The organism is Bradyrhizobium sp. HKCCYLS3013, assembly GCF_051167615.1.
Taxonomy (GTDB): Bacteria; Pseudomonadota; Alphaproteobacteria; order Rhizobiales; family Xanthobacteraceae; genus Bradyrhizobium.
Genome location: NZ_JBNPTK010000001.1, coordinates 389930 through 406094 on the forward strand (window position 1 = coordinate 389930; position 16165 = coordinate 406094).

Sequence of the window (16165 nt, forward strand, 5' to 3'; positions counted from 1 at the left end):
GAGAAAAAATTCGTCTCCTCGGACCGATTTTACTTTTTGTTTACCAGGACGTCCGAAGGTTAACGCTGGCGCCTCAGTGGTGCTCGGCTGCCAGGTCGGGCCGTCGTGACGAACCGCGTCGCGATGGTCGGAAGGGATCCGGTCGGCCGGGACCGTGGGCGTGGGTCCGCGAGTATCTGCGGGCGCAACAGTTGATGAGCTCGTGCAATGGATGGTGCAGGACGCCTCGCTCGATCGCAGAGGCCTCAAGCTGACCTGAAAGCCGCTGCCCTTGGCGCGGCAATCCTGCTGCGCGAGTATGTCTCGGCCCGTCTTCCGCGTGTCCGCTTTGCGCGAGGCACGAAGCAAGGCAGGCGATCCATCCGACGAGACCTTGCGCCGGCGCAGGCCGCGCTCGCGCCGATGGTCGAGCGCGAGGCGCCGCCGCGCGTGGTCGAACTCGTCGAGCGCTATCTGCCGCGCCGGCTCGGCACCGTGGCGACGGTGGTCCTCTTGTTCGGCAGTGTCTGGCTCGGCATCGTCAAGGGCGGCCATGCGCAGGACGTCAGTGTGGCGTTGTCCGACACCCGCAACGCGCTCGCCAATGCGGCCGGGTTCCGCATCACGGCTGTTGCGATCAACGGCCGGAAGCAGCTTACCCAGGACGAGATCCTCGCGGTCGGCGGCGTTACCGGCCGCTCCTCGTTGCTGTTCCTGGATGCCGCCGCAGTGCGTGACAGGCTCAAAGCCAACCCCTGGATCGCCGACGCCACGGTGCAGAAGTTCTTTCCGAACCAGCTGCAGATCGATGTCGTCGAGCGCAAGGCGTTCGCGCTCTGGCAGCAGGACGGTCGCCTCTCGGTCATCGCCGAGGACGGCGCCGTGCTCGAGCAATATGTCTCGCGCCGCTTCCTGACGCTGCCGCTCGTGGTCGGCAAGGGAGCCGAGAGCCGCGCGCGCGATTTCCTGGCGCTGCTCGCCCGCTACCCGCAGGTGCGCGCGGTCACCAAGGCCGCCGTGTTCGTCGGCGAGCGGCGCTGGAACCTGCGGACCAAGGACGGCCTCGACATTCGCCTGCCCGAACATGATGTCGGCAACGCGCTCGCGACCCTGACCCAGCTCGATCAGGACGACAAGCTGTTCTCGCGCGACATCGTCGCCATCGACCTGCGGCTGCCGGACCGGCTGACGGTGCAGCTCTCCGAGGATGCGGGCAAGGCGCGCGACGAGCTGTTCAAGGACAAGAAGTCCAAGAAGAAGGCCGGTGACGCATGACCGGCTTCGATCGCCAGACTCCCAAGACGCGCCCGATGGGCCAGAAGCGCACCGCGCTCGTGGCCTCGCTCGACGTCGGCACCAGCAAGATCGCCTGCATGATCGCGCGGCTGAAGCCGGCGCCGCCGAGCGACGCGCTGCGCGGCCGCACCCACGCCGTCGAGCTGATCGGCTACAGCCAGATCCAGTCGCGCGGCGTCAAGGCCGGCGCCGTCGTCGATCCCGTCGAATGCGAGCAGGCGGTGCGGCAGGCGGTCGCGCTGGCCGAGCGCATGGCGAAGGTGCGGGTCGAATCCGTGCTGCTGCCGGTCGCAGGCGGCCGCGTCATGGGCCACCTGATCGAGGCCACCTCGGACATCCGCGGCGGCGCCGTCACCCAGGCCGATGTCAGTCGCGTCACCTCGACCGGCATGCACCACGCCACCGGCGACGGGCGCGCGGTGCTGCATGCCTTGCCCGTCGGCTACACGCTCGACGGCGTGAAGGGCATCCGGGATCCCCGCGGCATGCTGGCGCGGCAGTTCGGCGTCGACATGAACGTCGTCACGACCGACGCCACCGTGGCCAAGAACCTGATGCTCGTGGTCGAGCGCTGCCACCTCAACGTCGAGGCGATGGCGGCAAGCCCGTATGTTGCCGGGTTGTCGGTGCTGACCGACGACGAGGCCGATCTCGGCGCCGCCGTGGTCGAGATGGGGGCGGGCACCACGACGATCGCGATCTATTCCGGCGGCCGCTTCGTCCATGCCTCCGGTTTTGCGCTCGGCGGGCATCACGTGACCATGGATCTTGCGCGCGGACTATCAGCGTGCATTGCAGATGCCGAGCGAATCAAGACGTTATATGGCACGGTGCTGACTGGCGGGTCCGACGCGCGTGAGTTGATGTCTGTTCCGACGGCCGGTGACAACGAGCGGGATGTTCCGCAGATCGTGTCCCGCGCCACCATCGCGAACATCGTCAGGCACCGCGCAGAGGAGATTTTTGAAATGGTCCGCGACCGGCTGAAGGATTCGCCCTTTGCGGCAGAACCCAAGGCGCGCGTCGTCCTCAGCGGAGGCGCCTCCCAGCTGACGGGGCTGGTCGAGCTTGCGACCCGGATCCTCGACCGCCCGGTGCGCGTCGGCCGCCCGCTCGGCTTCGGTCGTCTCCCCAACGAGGCCAAGAACGCCGCCTTCGCGGTGCCGACGGGGCTGCTGGTCTATCCGCAATACGCGCACCTCGAACACGTCGAACCGCGGCATACGCGGCAGGTCGGGACAGGAACCGACGGCTACTTCGGAAAGGTCGGGCGATGGCTACGCGAGGGCTTCTGATGACCGGTTTCCACCCCATGCGATTTTCAACAACACCAACCGCGGCCGGCGGCCGGGGCGAACCCACCCGCGCGTGATCGAGAGGCAATCATGGCACTCACTATTACACCTCCTGATATCCACGAGCTGAAGCCCCGGATCACCGTGTTCGGTGTCGGCGGCGCGGGCGGCAATGCCGTCAACAACATGATCACGGCCGGCCTGCAGGGGGTCGACTTCGTCGTCGCCAATACCGACGCGCAGGCGCTGACCATGTCCAAGGCGCAGCGCATCATTCAGATGGGCACGCAGGTGACCCAGGGCCTCGGCGCCGGCTCGCAGCCGGACGTGGGAGCTGCCGCCGCGCAGGAGGTGATCGACGAGATCCGCGATCATCTCTCGGGCGCCAACATGGTGTTCGTGACCGCCGGCATGGGTGGCGGAACCGGCACCGGTGCAGCCCCGGTCATTGCCAAGACCGCGCGCGAGATGAACATCCTCACGGTGGGCGTCGTCACCAAGCCGTTCCACTTCGAAGGCGCGCGCCGCATGCGCACCGCGGAGTCCGGCATCTCCGAGCTGCACAAGGTCGTCGACACGCTGCTGATCATCCCGAACCAGAACCTGTTCCGGGTCGCCAACGAGAAGACCACCTTCGCCGACGCCTTCGCGATGGCCGACCAGGTGCTGTATTCCGGCGTCGCCTGCATCACCGACCTGATGGTGAAGGAAGGCCTGATCAACCTCGACTTCGCCGACGTCCGCGCCGTCATGCGCGAGATGGGCAAGGCGATGATGGGCACCGGTGAAGCCTCCGGCGACAAGCGCGCGCTGACCGCCGCCGAAGCGGCCATCGCCAACCCGCTGATCGACGATTCCTCGATGAAGGGCGCGCGCGGCCTGTTGATCTCGATCACCGGCGGCAAGGATCTCACGCTGTTCGAGGTCGACGAAGCTGCGACCCGCATCCGCGAGGAGGTCGACCAGGACGCCAACATCATCGTCGGCGCCACCTTCGACGAATCGCTCGACGGGCTGATCCGGGTCTCGGTGGTCGCCACCGGCATCGAGCAGGCGCAGTTCAACCGCGGCGTCACGACGACTGCACAGCCGGCGGCGGCTGTCGCTCCGATTGCCGCCGCCCCGACCGCTGCCGCGGGTCTCCCTGAAAGCCGCCTCGCCGATCTGACTGCGCGCCTGCGCGCCGACAATCAGCGCCTGGCTGAACGCGCCGCCAAGCTCGAGCAGCAGGCGTCGCAGGCTCCGGCCGTCGCCGCGCCCGCGCCGATGGCGCCTGCGCCGCGTCCGGCTCCCAACCTCGAGCGCGACACGCTGGCCGCCGTTGCCGCCGCAATGGCCAGCGAGCCCGCGCCCGCGTCGGCGCCGGTCCAGCCCGCCTCCTATGGCGATGTGACGGTGCGCCCGATCGCGCAGAAGCCGTCGCTGTTCCCGGAACCGGAGGCGCAGCGCGCGGCCCCGATCGAGCCGGCGGCCCCGCCGGAGACGTTCATCCCGCAGGCCGCGGAGCGGGTTCCGTCGCGCGCGCCGCGCATGCCGAAGTTCGAGGACCTGCCGATGCCGGCCCAGGCCGAGATCCGGCAGGCGCGCGGCGACGAGGGCGATGAGCATCCGCAGAAGACCCGGATGTCGCTGCTGCAGCGTCTCGCCAATGTCGGTCTCGGCCGCCGCGACGAGGATGCCGAGCCGCCGCTGCCGGTGCGGACCGCGGGTCCTGCCATGCCGCAGATGCCGCCGCTGCCGGAACGGAAGCCGCAGCGGAACGTTGCTCAGCAGGTTGCGAGCCACGAATCGCCTGTCTCGGAATATGCCCGCCGTCCCGCACCCCAGGGTCTGGACGTCCATGGCCGTCCCGCGCCTGTGTCCCCGGCGCCACAGGGAGACGACCATTTGGATATCCCGGCCTTCCTGCGCCGGCAGGCCACCTGAGAATTGTTACAGCCCTGATGGTGCTGAACAGGCCCGGCTCGCGAGAGCCGGGCCTTTTCCATGGCTGTCCGGGGCTCGTCGATCGCCGTTCAACTAACTGATTTTAAATGATTAATTATTCTTTCGGTGTTTAGATCGGGAACCAGGAGGGTTAAGGCCACGTTCCAGTTTGGTTAAGGGTTGGCGCGAATACGGCAGAGATGGGGTAACAATCCGTAAAGAAGCGTGAGTTGGCGCTCTTTGGGGCTCTCGTTAAGTTCTGCCGTGACTTGGGGATGCCTGAAACTGAGTCGGTTCGCGAGGGGCGGCCGATAAGGGATCAGGCGGGGTCTTGGGCGATCGTCGATGAAATTCAGCCGGCAAACAACGCTTCGTTCGCAAGCCACCGTCACCGGTGTAGGCGTCCACTCTGGTGCGCCTGTCAGCCTGACGATCGGGCCTGCGCCGATCGATGCGGGAATCGTGTTCCTCCGCACCGGCCTCGATGGCGCTGACCGCGAGGTCCAGGCGTCCTTCGGCTCGGTGATCGCCACCGAGTTGGCGACGGTGCTCGGTGACCGCCACGGTGCGCTGGTGTCCACTGCCGAGCATGTGCTCGCTGCGCTGCGCGGCATGGGTGTCGACAACGCCCTGATCGAGGTCGACGGCCCCGAGGTTCCGATCATGGACGGCAGCGCTGCGCCGTTCGTCGCTGCCATCGACCAGGCCGGAATCGTCAATCAGTCGGCCCCGCGGCGCTACCTTCAGGTGCTCAAGCCGGTCCAGGTGACCATGGGCGCCTCCACGGGCGAGCTGCGTCCGAACAGCTCCGGCTTCCGGGTCGAAGCTGAAATCGATTTCACCAACCCCGTGATCGGCCGCCAAGCCTATCATTTCGAGCTCAGCCCCGAGCGCTTCCGCCGCGAGATCGCCCGCGCCCGCACCTTCGGCTGCATGAGCGACGTGTCGCGGCTGTGGAGCGCCGGCTTCGCGCTCGGTTCCTCCTTCGACAACACGCTGGTGTTCGACGAGGACCGCCTGCTCAATCCCGAAGGTCTGCGCTACGCCGACGAATGCGCCCGCCACAAGGTGCTGGACGCGATCGGCGATCTGGCGCTGGCCGGCCTGCCGATGCTCGGAACCTATCGTTCGGTCCGTGGCGGTCACAAGCTCAACCATGCGGTGCTGACTGCTCTGATGGCCGATCGCACCGCTTGGCGGATCGTCGAAGGCGAGACCGTGCGTCGTCCCCGCGTGGCCGCGGAGGTCGTCGGCGGCATGGTCGGTGGCATGGTCGCCCCGGCCTACGGCCCGGACGTGTCCTGAGCGGCGGCGTCCCGATCGGCTGATTCCGTCGGCTGACCTACGCAACGCGCGACATCGCCGGGAGCTTTGCTTTCGGCGTGGTTCAGATTTTTCCGTCTGCTTTTTTGTCAATGTTTGTTGCCGGCCGCGTCCTTCTCAGCGGCTGGACCCTCGGCATTTCGATGTTTTCCAACGGCTTCTTCAGCGGTAACCATGATGCGTGGCGGCAGCCTCGGTGTTGCCTTAATCCGGGCGGATTGGCTTCCTATGCGGTTGGTTGATGAAGTGTTTTCGGCTAGAGAGGCCGGGGCCGCGTGATGCGTGCCACCGGCGGGGCTCTTCCCTCGCGGTCATGAAGCGACCTTCATGGTGCGCGGCGTAGATCAGATCACAGGCATCGGGTTCCAAAGAAGCATGTCGATACAGCGTCTCACGCGCGACCTCCGTCATCCCGCAGCAAGCATCCGCCGGCTTAGGCTCGCCGCATCGCTGATCCTGCTGGCGCTGCCTCTGAGCGGCTGCGGAACAGGCGGGCTCTGGGACAAATTCCTGGCCAAGGACGACACCTTCGTCGATGAGCCCGCGGACAAGCTCTACAATGAGGGCTTGTACCTGATGAATGAGAAGAAGGACGTCAAAGGCGCGACCAAGAAGTTCGAGGAGGTCGATCGCCAGCATCCTTATTCCGACTGGGCCCGCAAATCGCTGCTGATGTCGGCTTACGCCTCCTATCAGGCCGGCGACTACGACGGCTGCATCGGCGCCGCCACCCGCTACGTGACCCTGCACCCGGGCAGCCCGGACGCGGCCTATGCGCAGTACCTGATTGCCGCCTCGCATTACGACCAGATCCCGGACATCAGCCGCGACCAGGGCCGCACCGAGAAGGCCATTGCCTCGCTCGAAGAGGTGGTGCGCAAATATCCGACCTCCGAATACGCCACCAATGCGAAGGCCAAGCTGGAGGGCGCCCGCGACCAGCTCGCCGGCAAGGAGATGGATGTCGGCCGCTATTACATGCAGAAGCGCGACTACACCGCCGCCATCAACCGCTTCAAGGCGGTGGTGACTCAGTACCAGACCACGCGGCACGTCGAGGAAGCGCTGTATCGCCTGACCGAGGCCTACATGACGATCGGTATCGTCGGCGAAGCGCAGACCGCGGCGGCCGTGCTCGGGCACAATTTCCCCGACAGCAAGTGGTACAAGGACGCCTATAATCTCGTGAAGTCGGGCGGCGTCGAGCCCGAGGAGAACAAGGGCTCCTACATCTCGCGCGCCTTCAAGAAGCTCGGCCTGGGCTGAGCGATCGGCCGGATCACTCGTCTGATCTTGCTTTGTTCTATATTCTTGTTTTGTTCTCTTTTTGCTGCTAGCATCGAGTCGTTCGCTCAGGGGCGATCCGCCCCGTTACGAAGGACTTCGGTTCCATGCTGGCGCGACTGTCGATCCGTGACATCGTCCTGATCGAACGACTCGATCTCGAATTCTCGAATGGACTTGCGGTGCTGACCGGCGAGACCGGAGCCGGCAAGTCGATCCTGCTCGATGCGTTTGCATTGGCTCTCGGCGGCCGCGGCGACGCCAGCCTGGTGCGCCATGGCGCCGACCAGGGGCAGGTCACGGCCGTGTTCGAGATCGGCAAGGATCATCCGGCCGCCCGGATCCTCGCTGCCAACGGCCTGGATGCCGATGGCGAGATGATCCTGCGCCGCGTTCAGTTCGGCGATGGCCGCACCCGCGCCTTCATCAACGACCAGTCGGTCAGCGTGCAGACGCTGAAGGCGATCGGCGCCACACTGGTCGAAATCCACGGCCAGCATGACGAACGTGCGCTGGTCGACGCCGCCACCCACCGCCGGCTGCTGGATGCCTTTGCGGGCCTGGAGAAGGACGTCGCCGCGGTGGAAGCGCTGTGGGCAGCGCGCCGGACTGCGGTCACGGCGCTCGACGAGCATCGGGCGAGCATGGAGCGCGCGGCCCGCGAGGCCGATTATCTGCGGCATGCCTCGGACGAGCTGAAGAAGCTGGCGCCGAAGGAGGGCGAGGAGACGCAGCTCGCCGCCCGCCGCACCGCCATGATGCAGGGCGAGAAGATCGCAGGCGATCTGCGCGACGCGCAGGATGCCGTCAGCGGCCACCAGTCGCCGATCGCCGCGCTGGCCGCGGCGGTCCGCCGGTTGGAGCGCCGCGCGGCGAGCTCGCCCGCGCTGGTCGATCCGGCGGTCAAGGCGATCGATTCGGCGATCAACGCCCTGGAGGAGGCCGATCAGCATCTGACGGTGGCACTCGCGGCCACCGATTTCGATCCGCTGGAGCTGGAGCGCATCGAGGAGCGGTTGTTCGCGCTGCGCGCGGCCGCGCGCAAATATTCGACGCCGGTGGACGGTCTGGCTGCCTTGGCTGCCAAATATGCCGCCGACGTCGTCCTGATCGATGCCGGCGCCGAGCAGCTGAAGAAGCTGGAAGCAGCGGCGGCGGCAGCCGATGGGCGCTATGGCGCCGCGGCTGCCAAGCTGTCGGCAGCGCGGACCAAGTCGGCCGAGAAGCTGAACCGGGCCGTCCTTGCGGAACTCGGCCCGCTCAAGCTCGAGCGGGCCAAGTTCATGACCCAGGTCGACAGCGACGCCGAGGCGCCGGGGCCGGAAGGCATCGACCGTGTCGAGTTCTGGGTTCAGACCAACCCGGGCACGCGGCCGGGCCCGATGATGAAGGTCGCCTCGGGCGGCGAGCTGTCGCGGTTCCTGCTGGCGCTCAAGGTCGTGCTGTCCGACCGCGGCTCGGCGCCGACCTTGGTGTTCGACGAGATCGACACCGGCGTCGGCGGCGCGGTCGCCGACGCCATCGGCGCCCGGCTGGCGCGGCTCGCGCACGGGGTTCAGGTGATGGCCGTGACCCACGCGCCGCAGGTCGCGGCCAGGGCGGACCAGCATCTGCTGATCTCCAAAGATGCGCTCGATCGCGGCAAGCGTGTCGTCACCCGGGTCAATACGCTGGCCACCCTGCACCGCCGCGAGGAAATCGCCCGCATGCTGGCCGGCGCCGAGGTCACCGCCGAAGCCCGCGCCGCCGCCGACCGGCTGCTGGAGGCTGCGGCGGCATAGCTGGAAACGGAGCGGCCGAACGCTTTGGCTCCGGCGCGCGCATTGTGTACACCGTCGTCTCGGGACGGCCTCCGGGCCGTCCCGCAATGACGAGCAGATCATACGCATGCCCAAGACAGCAAAACCGAAGCAGCCCGTCGACGTTGCCGATCTCACCAAGGCGCAGGCCAAGGTGGAGTGGAAGCGGCTGGCGCTGGAGCTCGAGACCCACGACAGGCTCTATTATCAGGATGACGCGCCGAAGATCTCGGACGCCGCCTACGACGAGCTGCGTCGCCGCTTCAATGCGATCGAAAAGCGTTTCCCTGAGCTCGTCAGCAGCGAGTCGCCGTCGCAGAAGGTCGGCGCTGCGCCCTCCGGCCGGTTCAAGAAAGTGCGGCACGCGGTGCCGATGCTGTCGCTCGACAACGCCTTCGCGGAGGAGGACGTGCGCGACTTCGTCGGCCGCATTGCGCGCTTTCTCAAGCTTGCCGACGAGCGCATCGATTTCTCCGCCGAGCCGAAGATCGACGGGCTGTCGATGTCGCTGCGCTACGAGGGCGGCGAGCTGGTCACCGCCGCGACCCGCGGTGACGGCGCCGAGGGTGAGGACGTCACCGCCAACATCCGTACCTTGAAGGACGTACCGCACAGGCTGCACGGCCGCAACCTGCCCGACATCTGCGAGGTCCGCGGCGAGGTCTACATGACCAAGCAGGCCTTCCTCGCGCTCAACGAGCGCCAGAAGGAAGCGGGCGACACCGTCTTCGCCAACCCGCGCAATTCCGCCGCCGGCTCGCTGCGGCAAAAGGATCCGACCATCACCGCCTCGCGTCCCCTGGGCTTCTTTGCCTACGCCTGGGGCGAGATGAGCGCGCTGCCGGCGGAGACGCAGAGCGGCATGATCAAATGGTTCGAACGCTGCGGCTTCACGACCAATCCGCTCACGAGGCTCTGCCACTCGGTGGAGGAACTGATCGCGTTCCATCGTCACATCGAGGAGCAGCGCGCCGAGCTCGACTACGACATCGACGGCGTCGTCTACAAGGTCGACCGCATCGACTGGCAGGAGCGGCTCGGCTTCGTGTCGCGCACGCCGCGCTGGGGCATTGCCCACAAGTTTCCGGCCGAGCGCGCCATGACCGTGCTCAAGGACATCGAGATCCAGGTCGGCCGCACCGGCTCGTTCACGCCGGTCGGCAAGCTGGAGCCGGTCGGCGTCGGCGGCGTCATCGTGCAGAATGTGACGCTGCACAATGAGGACTACATCAAGGGCATCGGCAACAAGGGCGAAGTGTTGCGCGAAGGCCGCGACATCCGGATCGGCGACACCGTGGTGATCCAGCGCGCCGGCGACGTCATCCCCCAGGTGGTCGACGTCCTCATCGACAAGCGGCCGAAGCACGCCAAGGAATTCCATTTCCCGAAGAAATGCCCGTGCCCGCTTCACACCGACGTCGTCCGCGAGGAGATCGCGACCGGCGAGGAGGGCTCGCGCGCCCGCTGCACCGGCGAGTTCGCCTGTCCGTTCCAGAAGATCGAGCACCTCAAGCTGTTCGCCTCGCGCCGCGCTTTCGATATCGACGGTCTCGGCGAGAAGCAGATCCAGTTCTTCTTCGACCAGGGCTGGGTCAAGGAGCCCGCCGACATCTTCACGCTGGCCGCGCGCAACGCCAGGCTGAAGCTCGAGGAGGTCGAGGGCTATGGCGAGACCTCGGTGCGCAATCTCTTCAATGCCATCGACGCCCGGCGTGAGATCGCGCTGGAGCGCTTCATCTACGCGCTTGGCATGCGCCATGTCGGCGAGACCACGGCGCTGGCGCTCGCGCGCGGCTACGGCTCATGGGATGCGTTCCACGAAGCCTGTCTCAAGGTCGCCAGCGGCGACGAGGAGGCGATCGCGGAGATGGATGCGCTCGACCAGATCGGCGACACCGTGATCAAGAGCGTCGCCGCCTATTTCGGCGAGGACCACAATCGCGGCATCGTCGAGCGGCTGACGAAAGAGGTGAAGATCCTCGACGCGGAGAAGCCGAAGCGCAATTCGCCGATCGCGACCAAGACGGTGGTGTTCACCGGCACGCTGGAAAAGATGACGCGCGACGAGGCCAAGGCGACCGCCGAGCGGCTCGGTGCGAAAGTATCGGGCTCGGTGTCGAAGAAGACGGACTACGTCGTCGCCGGTCCCGGCGCGGGCTCAAAGCTGAAGGACGCACAGAAGCACGGCGTCCAGGTGCTGACCGAGGACGAGTGGCTGCAACTGATCGGGGAGTAGCTCGCGCGCTCGTCTGGTGCAGAAGGTGGTTGTGGCACCACAACTGGCATCATCCGCGAAAGCGGATGATGCAGTATTTCAGAGGCCGCAGTGGTTGGATCGAGGCGCCTCGGAATAATGCCCGCCTTCGCGGGGCATGACACCGCTTGTTCGCGAGGCTGTGCAGGTCGCGGCGCCTACGCGGGTAAGACCCCGAGAGCGGCGTGGGGGCGTACGGTCCTCACGCCGCCCTTCACATCACCCCGGCCTCATCCTCTTCCGCCGTCTCGATCAGCTCCTTCGTCACCTTCATCTGCGTGCGAGGAACCAGAAAGATCATGCTGCAGGCGCAGGCCAGCGACAACGTGAGCATCGCCGACGTCAGCGGCAGCGTCGTTGCGTAGTGGCCGCCGAGATAGGCGCCGAGCTGCGACGTCAGCGCGCCCACGCCCATCTGCAGGAACCCCATCGCGCCGGAAGCTGTGCCCGCCGCGCCCGGCCGGACGCTGATCGCGCCGGCCGCGGAGTTCGCCATCACGGCGGCGTTGGCGAACATCAAGAGCATCTGCGTGCCGAACAGCACCGAGGGCACCTGGTTGAAGCCGAACAGGCTCCACGTGAAGTTCAGCGCGGCGCTGGTGAGCTGCAGCCCCAGGCCGAACCAGATCAGCCGATCGAGCGAATGGCGCGGCGCGTAGCGCACGCAGAACAGGTTGCCGACGAAATAGGCGAAGCCGGTGGTCGCAAACCACGCACCATACTCCGCCGAGGAGCGGCCCATCTGCACCTCGACGATATACGGCCCGCCGCCGGCGAAGGCGAAGATGATCTGCGACGCCAGCACCTGGCACAGCATGTAGCCGAGGAAGGCGCGGCTCTTCACCAGCATCGCGACGTCGCGGCGGAAGCTCGCGCCCTCGATGCGGGCAGGGCGGGTCTCCGGCAGCGCCATGGTCACGGCGATCGCGATCACGATCGACAGGGCGGCGACGACATAGAAGATGGCGTGCCAGCCGAATGCGATCTCGATCAGGCCGCCGGTCAGCGGCGACAGCATCTGCGCGATCATCATCACCGCGACGACGAGGCTGATCATCGCCCCGATGCGCTCGCGCGGATAGAGATCGCGGATGATGGCGCGGCTGATCACCATGCCGCTGGCGCCGCCGAGCGCCTGGAAGAAGCGCGCCGCGATCAGCTGGGCCAGGGTGTCGGCGAAGATGCAGCCGACGCTCGCGACGATCGACAGCGCGAGCCCGGCGAGCATCACGGGGCGGCGGCCGAAGCGGTCCGACAGCGGCCCGAGCAGCAGTTGCGAGATCGCAATGCCGGCCATGTAGAACGACACCGTCATCTGCACGACGGAGGCGTCGCGGCCAAAGGTGGTCGCGAGCATCGGCAGCGCCGGTACCAGCAGGTACAGCGAGATCGGCGCCAGCCCGGTCATCACGACCAGCAGGACCAGCATCGTGCGCGACGGAACGGCGCGCGGTGGCGCCGCTCCAGGCGGTCTGCTGATCATTCCATGCATGGTGCCGCTCAAATCAGGTGAACAGTCCTGACTGTAGCGGTCTTCCATTTCGCGGAAATGCCTGTTTCGGCATGCGCCCATGCAGGCAGCGGGACGGCGCGCAGCCGGACCGTACGGCTGACTACAGGGGCGCTGTCGCCTGATCGAGCCAGCGCTGGTCGCCCTCGTCGAGCGCCGCTCGGACGGCGTCCCTGACCCGGGCATGATAGGCGTCGAGCCACGCGCGTTCCTCGGCGCTCAGCATCGCGACCTCGATCAGGCGCCGGTCGATCGGCGCCAGGGTCAGCGCCTCGAAACCGTTCATCGGCTTCTCGGCGCCCGCGACGTCCTTGGCCACCACCAGCTCGAGGTTCTCGATGCGGATGCCGAACGCGTCGGTCTTGTAGTAGCCGGGCTCGTTGGACAGGATCATGCCGCGCTTCAGCGGCGTGGTGCCGAGCTTCGAAATCCGCGCGGGTCCCTCGTGCACCGACAGATAGCTGCCGACGCCGTGGCCGGTGCCATGCTCGAAATCGATGCCGGCCTGCCACAGGAACTGCCGCGCCAGGGTGTCGAGCTGGGCGCCGGTGGTGCCGTCGGGGAAGATCGCGCGCGCGATCGCAAGGTGGCCGCGCAGCACGCGGGTGAAGCGATCGCGCATCTCCTCGGTCGGCGCGCCCACGGCGATCGTGCGGGTGACGTCGGTGGTGCCGTCCTGATATTGCGCGCCGGAATCGATCAGCAGCAGATCGCCCGGCATGATGCGGCGGTTGCTCTTGCGGGTGACGCGATAATGCACGATGGCGCCGTTGGGACCGGTGCCCGAGATGGTCGGGAACGACACATCCTTGAGCGCGCCGGTGTCGCGGCGAAAGCTCTCCAGCGCCTCGACCGCATCGATCTCGGTCAACGAGCCCTTCGGCGCCTCGCGATCGATGAAGGCGAGAAAGCGGGCCAGCGCGACCGCATCGCGCTGATGGGCGCGCCGCGTGCCGTCGATCTCGACCGCATTCTTGGCGGCCTTGAGCAGGCTGACCGGATCGGCGCCGCGCACCGCCTTGCCGCCGGCGCCCTGAATCAGGCGCGTCAGGGCATCGGCGGCCGTGGCGCTGTCGAGCGCGACGGCCGCGCCGGATTGCGCGAGCTCGGACAGGCGCGGTGTCAGCGCGTCCGGCTCCGCCACCTCGGCGCTCTGCTCGAGATGATCGCGCGTCAGGTTCGAGAGCTTGCGGGAATCGATGAAGATCGTCGGGCGTCCGGTCTTCGGCACCAGCGCATAGGACAGCGGCAGCGGCGTGTGCGAGACGTCGGCGCCGCGGATGTTGAAGGTCCAGGCGACGTTGTGGGAATCGGACAGGACGAGCGCCTCGACGCCGAGGCGCTCGATCTCCTGGCGGATCCGGCCGAGCTTGTCGGCCTCGCTCTCGCCGGACAATTCCGCGCCGTGGATGGCGACGGCGCCGAGCGGCGGCAGCGGCCGTTCGGTCCAGATGCTGTCGACCGGGTTGCGCTCGACCGGAACCAGCTCCGCGCCCGCCTTGGCGCAGGCGGCGGCCAGACGTTCGGCCGCGGCCGTCGTATGCAGCCAGGGATCGAAGCCGACGCGGTCACCGCTCTGCAAATGGCGGGTCAGCCAACTCTCGGGCGGCGGCTCGATCAGCGATTCCACCATCCAGGCTTTGCCGTCGACCTGCTTGCCGGCCTGCAGCGTATAGCGGCCGTCGACGAAGATCGCGGCCGCCTGCGACAGCACGATCGCAAGGCCGGCCGAGCCGGTGAAGCCGGTCAGCCACGCCAGCCTCTCCTCCGAGGGTGGCACATATTCGTTCTGCTGCTGGTCGGCGCGCGGCACGATGAAGCCGGCGAGCTTGCGTCTGGCCAGCTCTTCGCGGAGCGCGGCGAGCCGCGCGGTCAGTGCCACGCCGGTTTCGGGTTCTTCGAACGTCTGGAACAGAGCTTCGAACATCGGTCTCATACTTTAGAAGTGAATCCTGCCGCGTCGGCGAATACTCCTTCAGCAGACAGTGCAGTGCACGAAGAATCTCCTTGCATTCGCCTGTGCAAAAAGATTTGCTGTCGCATGCCAGTCATCCGAAAGAGGTGCGGCGAGGAAACGTATGGACGTGACGACCACGATCGTAAAGATCATCCACGGTCGCATGATCCGGGGAGTGCCTCAACTCAACGGCGAGGGGATGCACGATGCCTGCTTTTACCTTCGAAAAATTATCGGCGCCCGCGCCGAGCGGACCGGTGTCCGCACCGGCCGAGAAGCCGCGCAGCGCGCTGGCGGATCTCGTCAATCGTCTCGTCGCGCCGCGCGGTCGACGTGCCCCGCGTAATCAGTCCGACTCCACCTCGCAGCAGAGCCAGCCGAAGACGTAATCGAGAACTTGCCGCACCCAGCGTGCAGGTTCGGTCCATGCCGTGAGCTGATCCGCCTCACTGCTGCTTCTGCAGCAACAGGCTGCTCCATCCCTCGATTCTCAAATGCCGGATCGGAACCAGGCCGCGGGCACGATAGGCGGCGCGGACGGCGCGTGCTTGCGGGGTCAACAGGCCCGACAGGATCACGAAGGCCCCCGGCGCGAGGTGGCGCTGCATCGGCGCAGCCAGCTGGCGCAGCGGGTTGGCCAGGATATTCGCCAGCACCAGGTCGAACGGGCCGGCTTCGGCAAATTCCGCGGCGGCGAAGCCGGTGGCCCGGATCACCTGGACCAGGGGGCCGGCGCCGTTGAGTCGGGCGTTTTCCCGCGCCACCATGACCGAGGGCGCATCAATGTCGCTCGCCAGCACGGACCGGCGCGTTGCCTTGGCGGCGGCAATGGCGAGCACGCCGGTTCCGGTGCCGAGATCCAGCACGCGCCGCGGCGCGCGCGTCTTGAGCACGTGATCGAGCAGCAGCAGGCAGCCCCGGGTGGTGCCGTGATGGCCGGTGCCGAAGGCGAGCGCCGCCTCGATCTCGATCCCGAGCTTGTTGCCGGGCACGCGGGCACGGTCGTGGCTGCCGTGCACCATGAAACGACCGGCCGGGACCGGAACGAGGTCGTCCAGGCTGGCCTTGACCCAGTCCTTGGCCTCGACGACCTCAAACGTCAGGGTCCGGGCCACGTCGGCGCCCGCCGCCCCGCCGACGAGCTCGCGCACCAGCGCCTGGTCGGGCGGATCGGCAAAATGCACCGTGACGTCCCAGCGCCCGTCCGGACGCTCGAACGCCGCAACCGCCGCGTCCCCCTCGAAGAACACTTCGGTCAGGAGGTCGACCGCCGGGCGGGCGGTCGCTTCATCGGCAACCGTGAAGCTGGCCTTGTGGGTGGCGGGCGTGGTCGTTGAGGTCATCAAGGTGGATCCTGGCGAGATTTGACGGCGTGGTTAAGGGAATTGCCTGCCAACGCAAGCGATAGGACCGCAATTCTGCCGGATCTGCGCATCCAGCGGTTGTATAATGCCTTTCCTCATCCGAATAAAAGTTGAGGTTCAATTGCAGCGAAGAATCTCTGCAACTTGACCTGGGGGGATTATCCCGACTTTAGGGTCT

General features: G+C 66.9%; 11 protein-coding genes. 8 read left to right on the plus strand and 3 right to left on the minus strand.

The features are described 5' to 3' along the window. Positions 1 to 207 precede the first annotated feature (207 nt). The 7 genes from ACQR1F_RS01775 to ligA all read left to right on the plus strand — a co-directional run bounded on the left by ACQR1F_RS01775 (position 208) and on the right by ligA (position 11138). Positions 208 to 1254 (plus strand): cell division protein FtsQ/DivIB, encoded by a 1047-nt coding sequence (locus ACQR1F_RS01775; protein ID WP_315802121.1) that lies wholly within the window; start codon positions 208 to 210, stop codon positions 1252 to 1254. Further along, a complete protein-coding gene (ftsA, locus tag ACQR1F_RS01780) occupies positions 1251 to 2570 on the plus strand; it encodes a cell division protein FtsA (RefSeq protein WP_008964399.1) in 1320 nt (439 codons plus the stop codon). The genes ACQR1F_RS01775 and ftsA overlap by 4 nt, the downstream gene beginning before the upstream one ends. A 90-nt stretch (positions 2571 to 2660) precedes the next feature. Further along, positions 2661 to 4496, plus strand: a complete 1836-nt coding sequence (gene ftsZ, locus ACQR1F_RS01785; RefSeq protein WP_315802122.1) for a cell division protein FtsZ — start codon at positions 2661 to 2663, stop codon at positions 4494 to 4496. 345 nt (positions 4497 to 4841) lie between these two features. Next, positions 4842 to 5801 (plus strand): UDP-3-O-acyl-N-acetylglucosamine deacetylase, encoded by a 960-nt coding sequence (gene lpxC / locus ACQR1F_RS01790; protein ID WP_315802123.1) that lies wholly within the window; start codon positions 4842 to 4844, stop codon positions 5799 to 5801. A gap of 393 nt (positions 5802 to 6194) precedes the next feature. Next, positions 6195 to 7085, plus strand: a complete 891-nt coding sequence (locus tag ACQR1F_RS01795; RefSeq protein WP_434912440.1) for an outer membrane protein assembly factor BamD — start codon at positions 6195 to 6197, stop codon at positions 7083 to 7085. Positions 7086 to 7210: 125 nt separating this feature from the next. Next, positions 7211 to 8884, plus strand: a complete 1674-nt coding sequence (gene recN, locus ACQR1F_RS01800) for a DNA repair protein RecN (protein WP_434891825.1) — start codon at positions 7211 to 7213, stop codon at positions 8882 to 8884. A 106-nt stretch (positions 8885 to 8990) separates the two neighbouring features. Continuing rightward, on the plus strand, positions 8991 to 11138 hold the full coding sequence (ligA, locus tag ACQR1F_RS01805; RefSeq protein WP_434912441.1) for an NAD-dependent DNA ligase LigA: 2148 nt from the start codon (positions 8991 to 8993) through the stop codon (positions 11136 to 11138). Positions 11139 to 11370: 232 nt separating this feature from the next. On the opposite strand, the gene ACQR1F_RS01810 is transcribed toward ligA, so the two are convergent. Both ACQR1F_RS01810 and ACQR1F_RS01815 read right to left on the minus strand, forming a co-directional pair. Beyond that, positions 11371 to 12648, minus strand: a complete 1278-nt coding sequence (locus ACQR1F_RS01810; protein ID WP_434912442.1) for a multidrug effflux MFS transporter — start codon at positions 12646 to 12648, stop codon at positions 11371 to 11373. Between the two features lie 121 nt (positions 12649 to 12769). Next, on the minus strand, positions 12770 to 14593 hold the full coding sequence (locus ACQR1F_RS01815) for an aminopeptidase P family protein (RefSeq protein WP_434900211.1): 1824 nt from the start codon (positions 14591 to 14593) through the stop codon (positions 12770 to 12772). Between the two features lie 236 nt (positions 14594 to 14829). Here ACQR1F_RS01815 and ACQR1F_RS01820 point away from each other — a divergent pair, with 236 nt between their 5' ends. Beyond that, positions 14830 to 15012, plus strand: a complete 183-nt coding sequence (locus tag ACQR1F_RS01820) for a hypothetical protein (RefSeq protein ID WP_434912443.1) — start codon at positions 14830 to 14832, stop codon at positions 15010 to 15012. A 57-nt stretch (positions 15013 to 15069) separates the two neighbouring features. Here ACQR1F_RS01820 and ACQR1F_RS01825 read toward each other — a convergent pair whose 3' ends face one another. Further along, entirely contained in the window at positions 15070 to 15966 is an 897-nt protein-coding gene (locus ACQR1F_RS01825; protein ID WP_434873169.1) for a 50S ribosomal protein L11 methyltransferase, read from the minus strand. Between the last annotated feature and the right edge of the window lie 199 nt (positions 15967 to 16165).

What these genes read in the sequence shown, in the direction of transcription:
- ACQR1F_RS01825 (WP_434873169.1), bottom strand. Translation starts at nt 15,966, where the DNA reads ATGACCTCAACGACCACGCCCGCCACCCACAAGGCCAGCTTCACGGTT.
- recN (WP_434891825.1), top strand. Translation starts at nt 7,211, where the DNA reads ATGCTGGCGCGACTGTCGATCCGTGACATCGTCCTGATCGAACGACTC.
- ACQR1F_RS01820 (WP_434912443.1), top strand. Translation starts at nt 14,830, where the DNA reads ATGCCTGCTTTTACCTTCGAAAAATTATCGGCGCCCGCGCCGAGCGGA.
- ACQR1F_RS01795 (WP_434912440.1), top strand. Translation starts at nt 6,195, where the DNA reads ATGTCGATACAGCGTCTCACGCGCGACCTCCGTCATCCCGCAGCAAGC.
- ACQR1F_RS01810 (WP_434912442.1), bottom strand. Translation starts at nt 12,648, where the DNA reads ATGCATGGAATGATCAGCAGACCGCCTGGAGCGGCGCCACCGCGCGCC.
- ligA (WP_434912441.1), top strand. Translation starts at nt 8,991, where the DNA reads ATGCCCAAGACAGCAAAACCGAAGCAGCCCGTCGACGTTGCCGATCTC.
- ftsA (WP_008964399.1), top strand. Translation starts at nt 1,251, where the DNA reads ATGACCGGCTTCGATCGCCAGACTCCCAAGACGCGCCCGATGGGCCAG.
- lpxC (WP_315802123.1), top strand. Translation starts at nt 4,842, where the DNA reads ATGAAATTCAGCCGGCAAACAACGCTTCGTTCGCAAGCCACCGTCACC.
- ACQR1F_RS01775 (WP_315802121.1), top strand. Translation starts at nt 208, where the DNA reads ATGGATGGTGCAGGACGCCTCGCTCGATCGCAGAGGCCTCAAGCTGAC.
- ftsZ (WP_315802122.1), top strand. Translation starts at nt 2,661, where the DNA reads ATGGCACTCACTATTACACCTCCTGATATCCACGAGCTGAAGCCCCGG.
- ACQR1F_RS01815 (WP_434900211.1), bottom strand. Translation starts at nt 14,593, where the DNA reads ATGTTCGAAGCTCTGTTCCAGACGTTCGAAGAACCCGAAACCGGCGTG.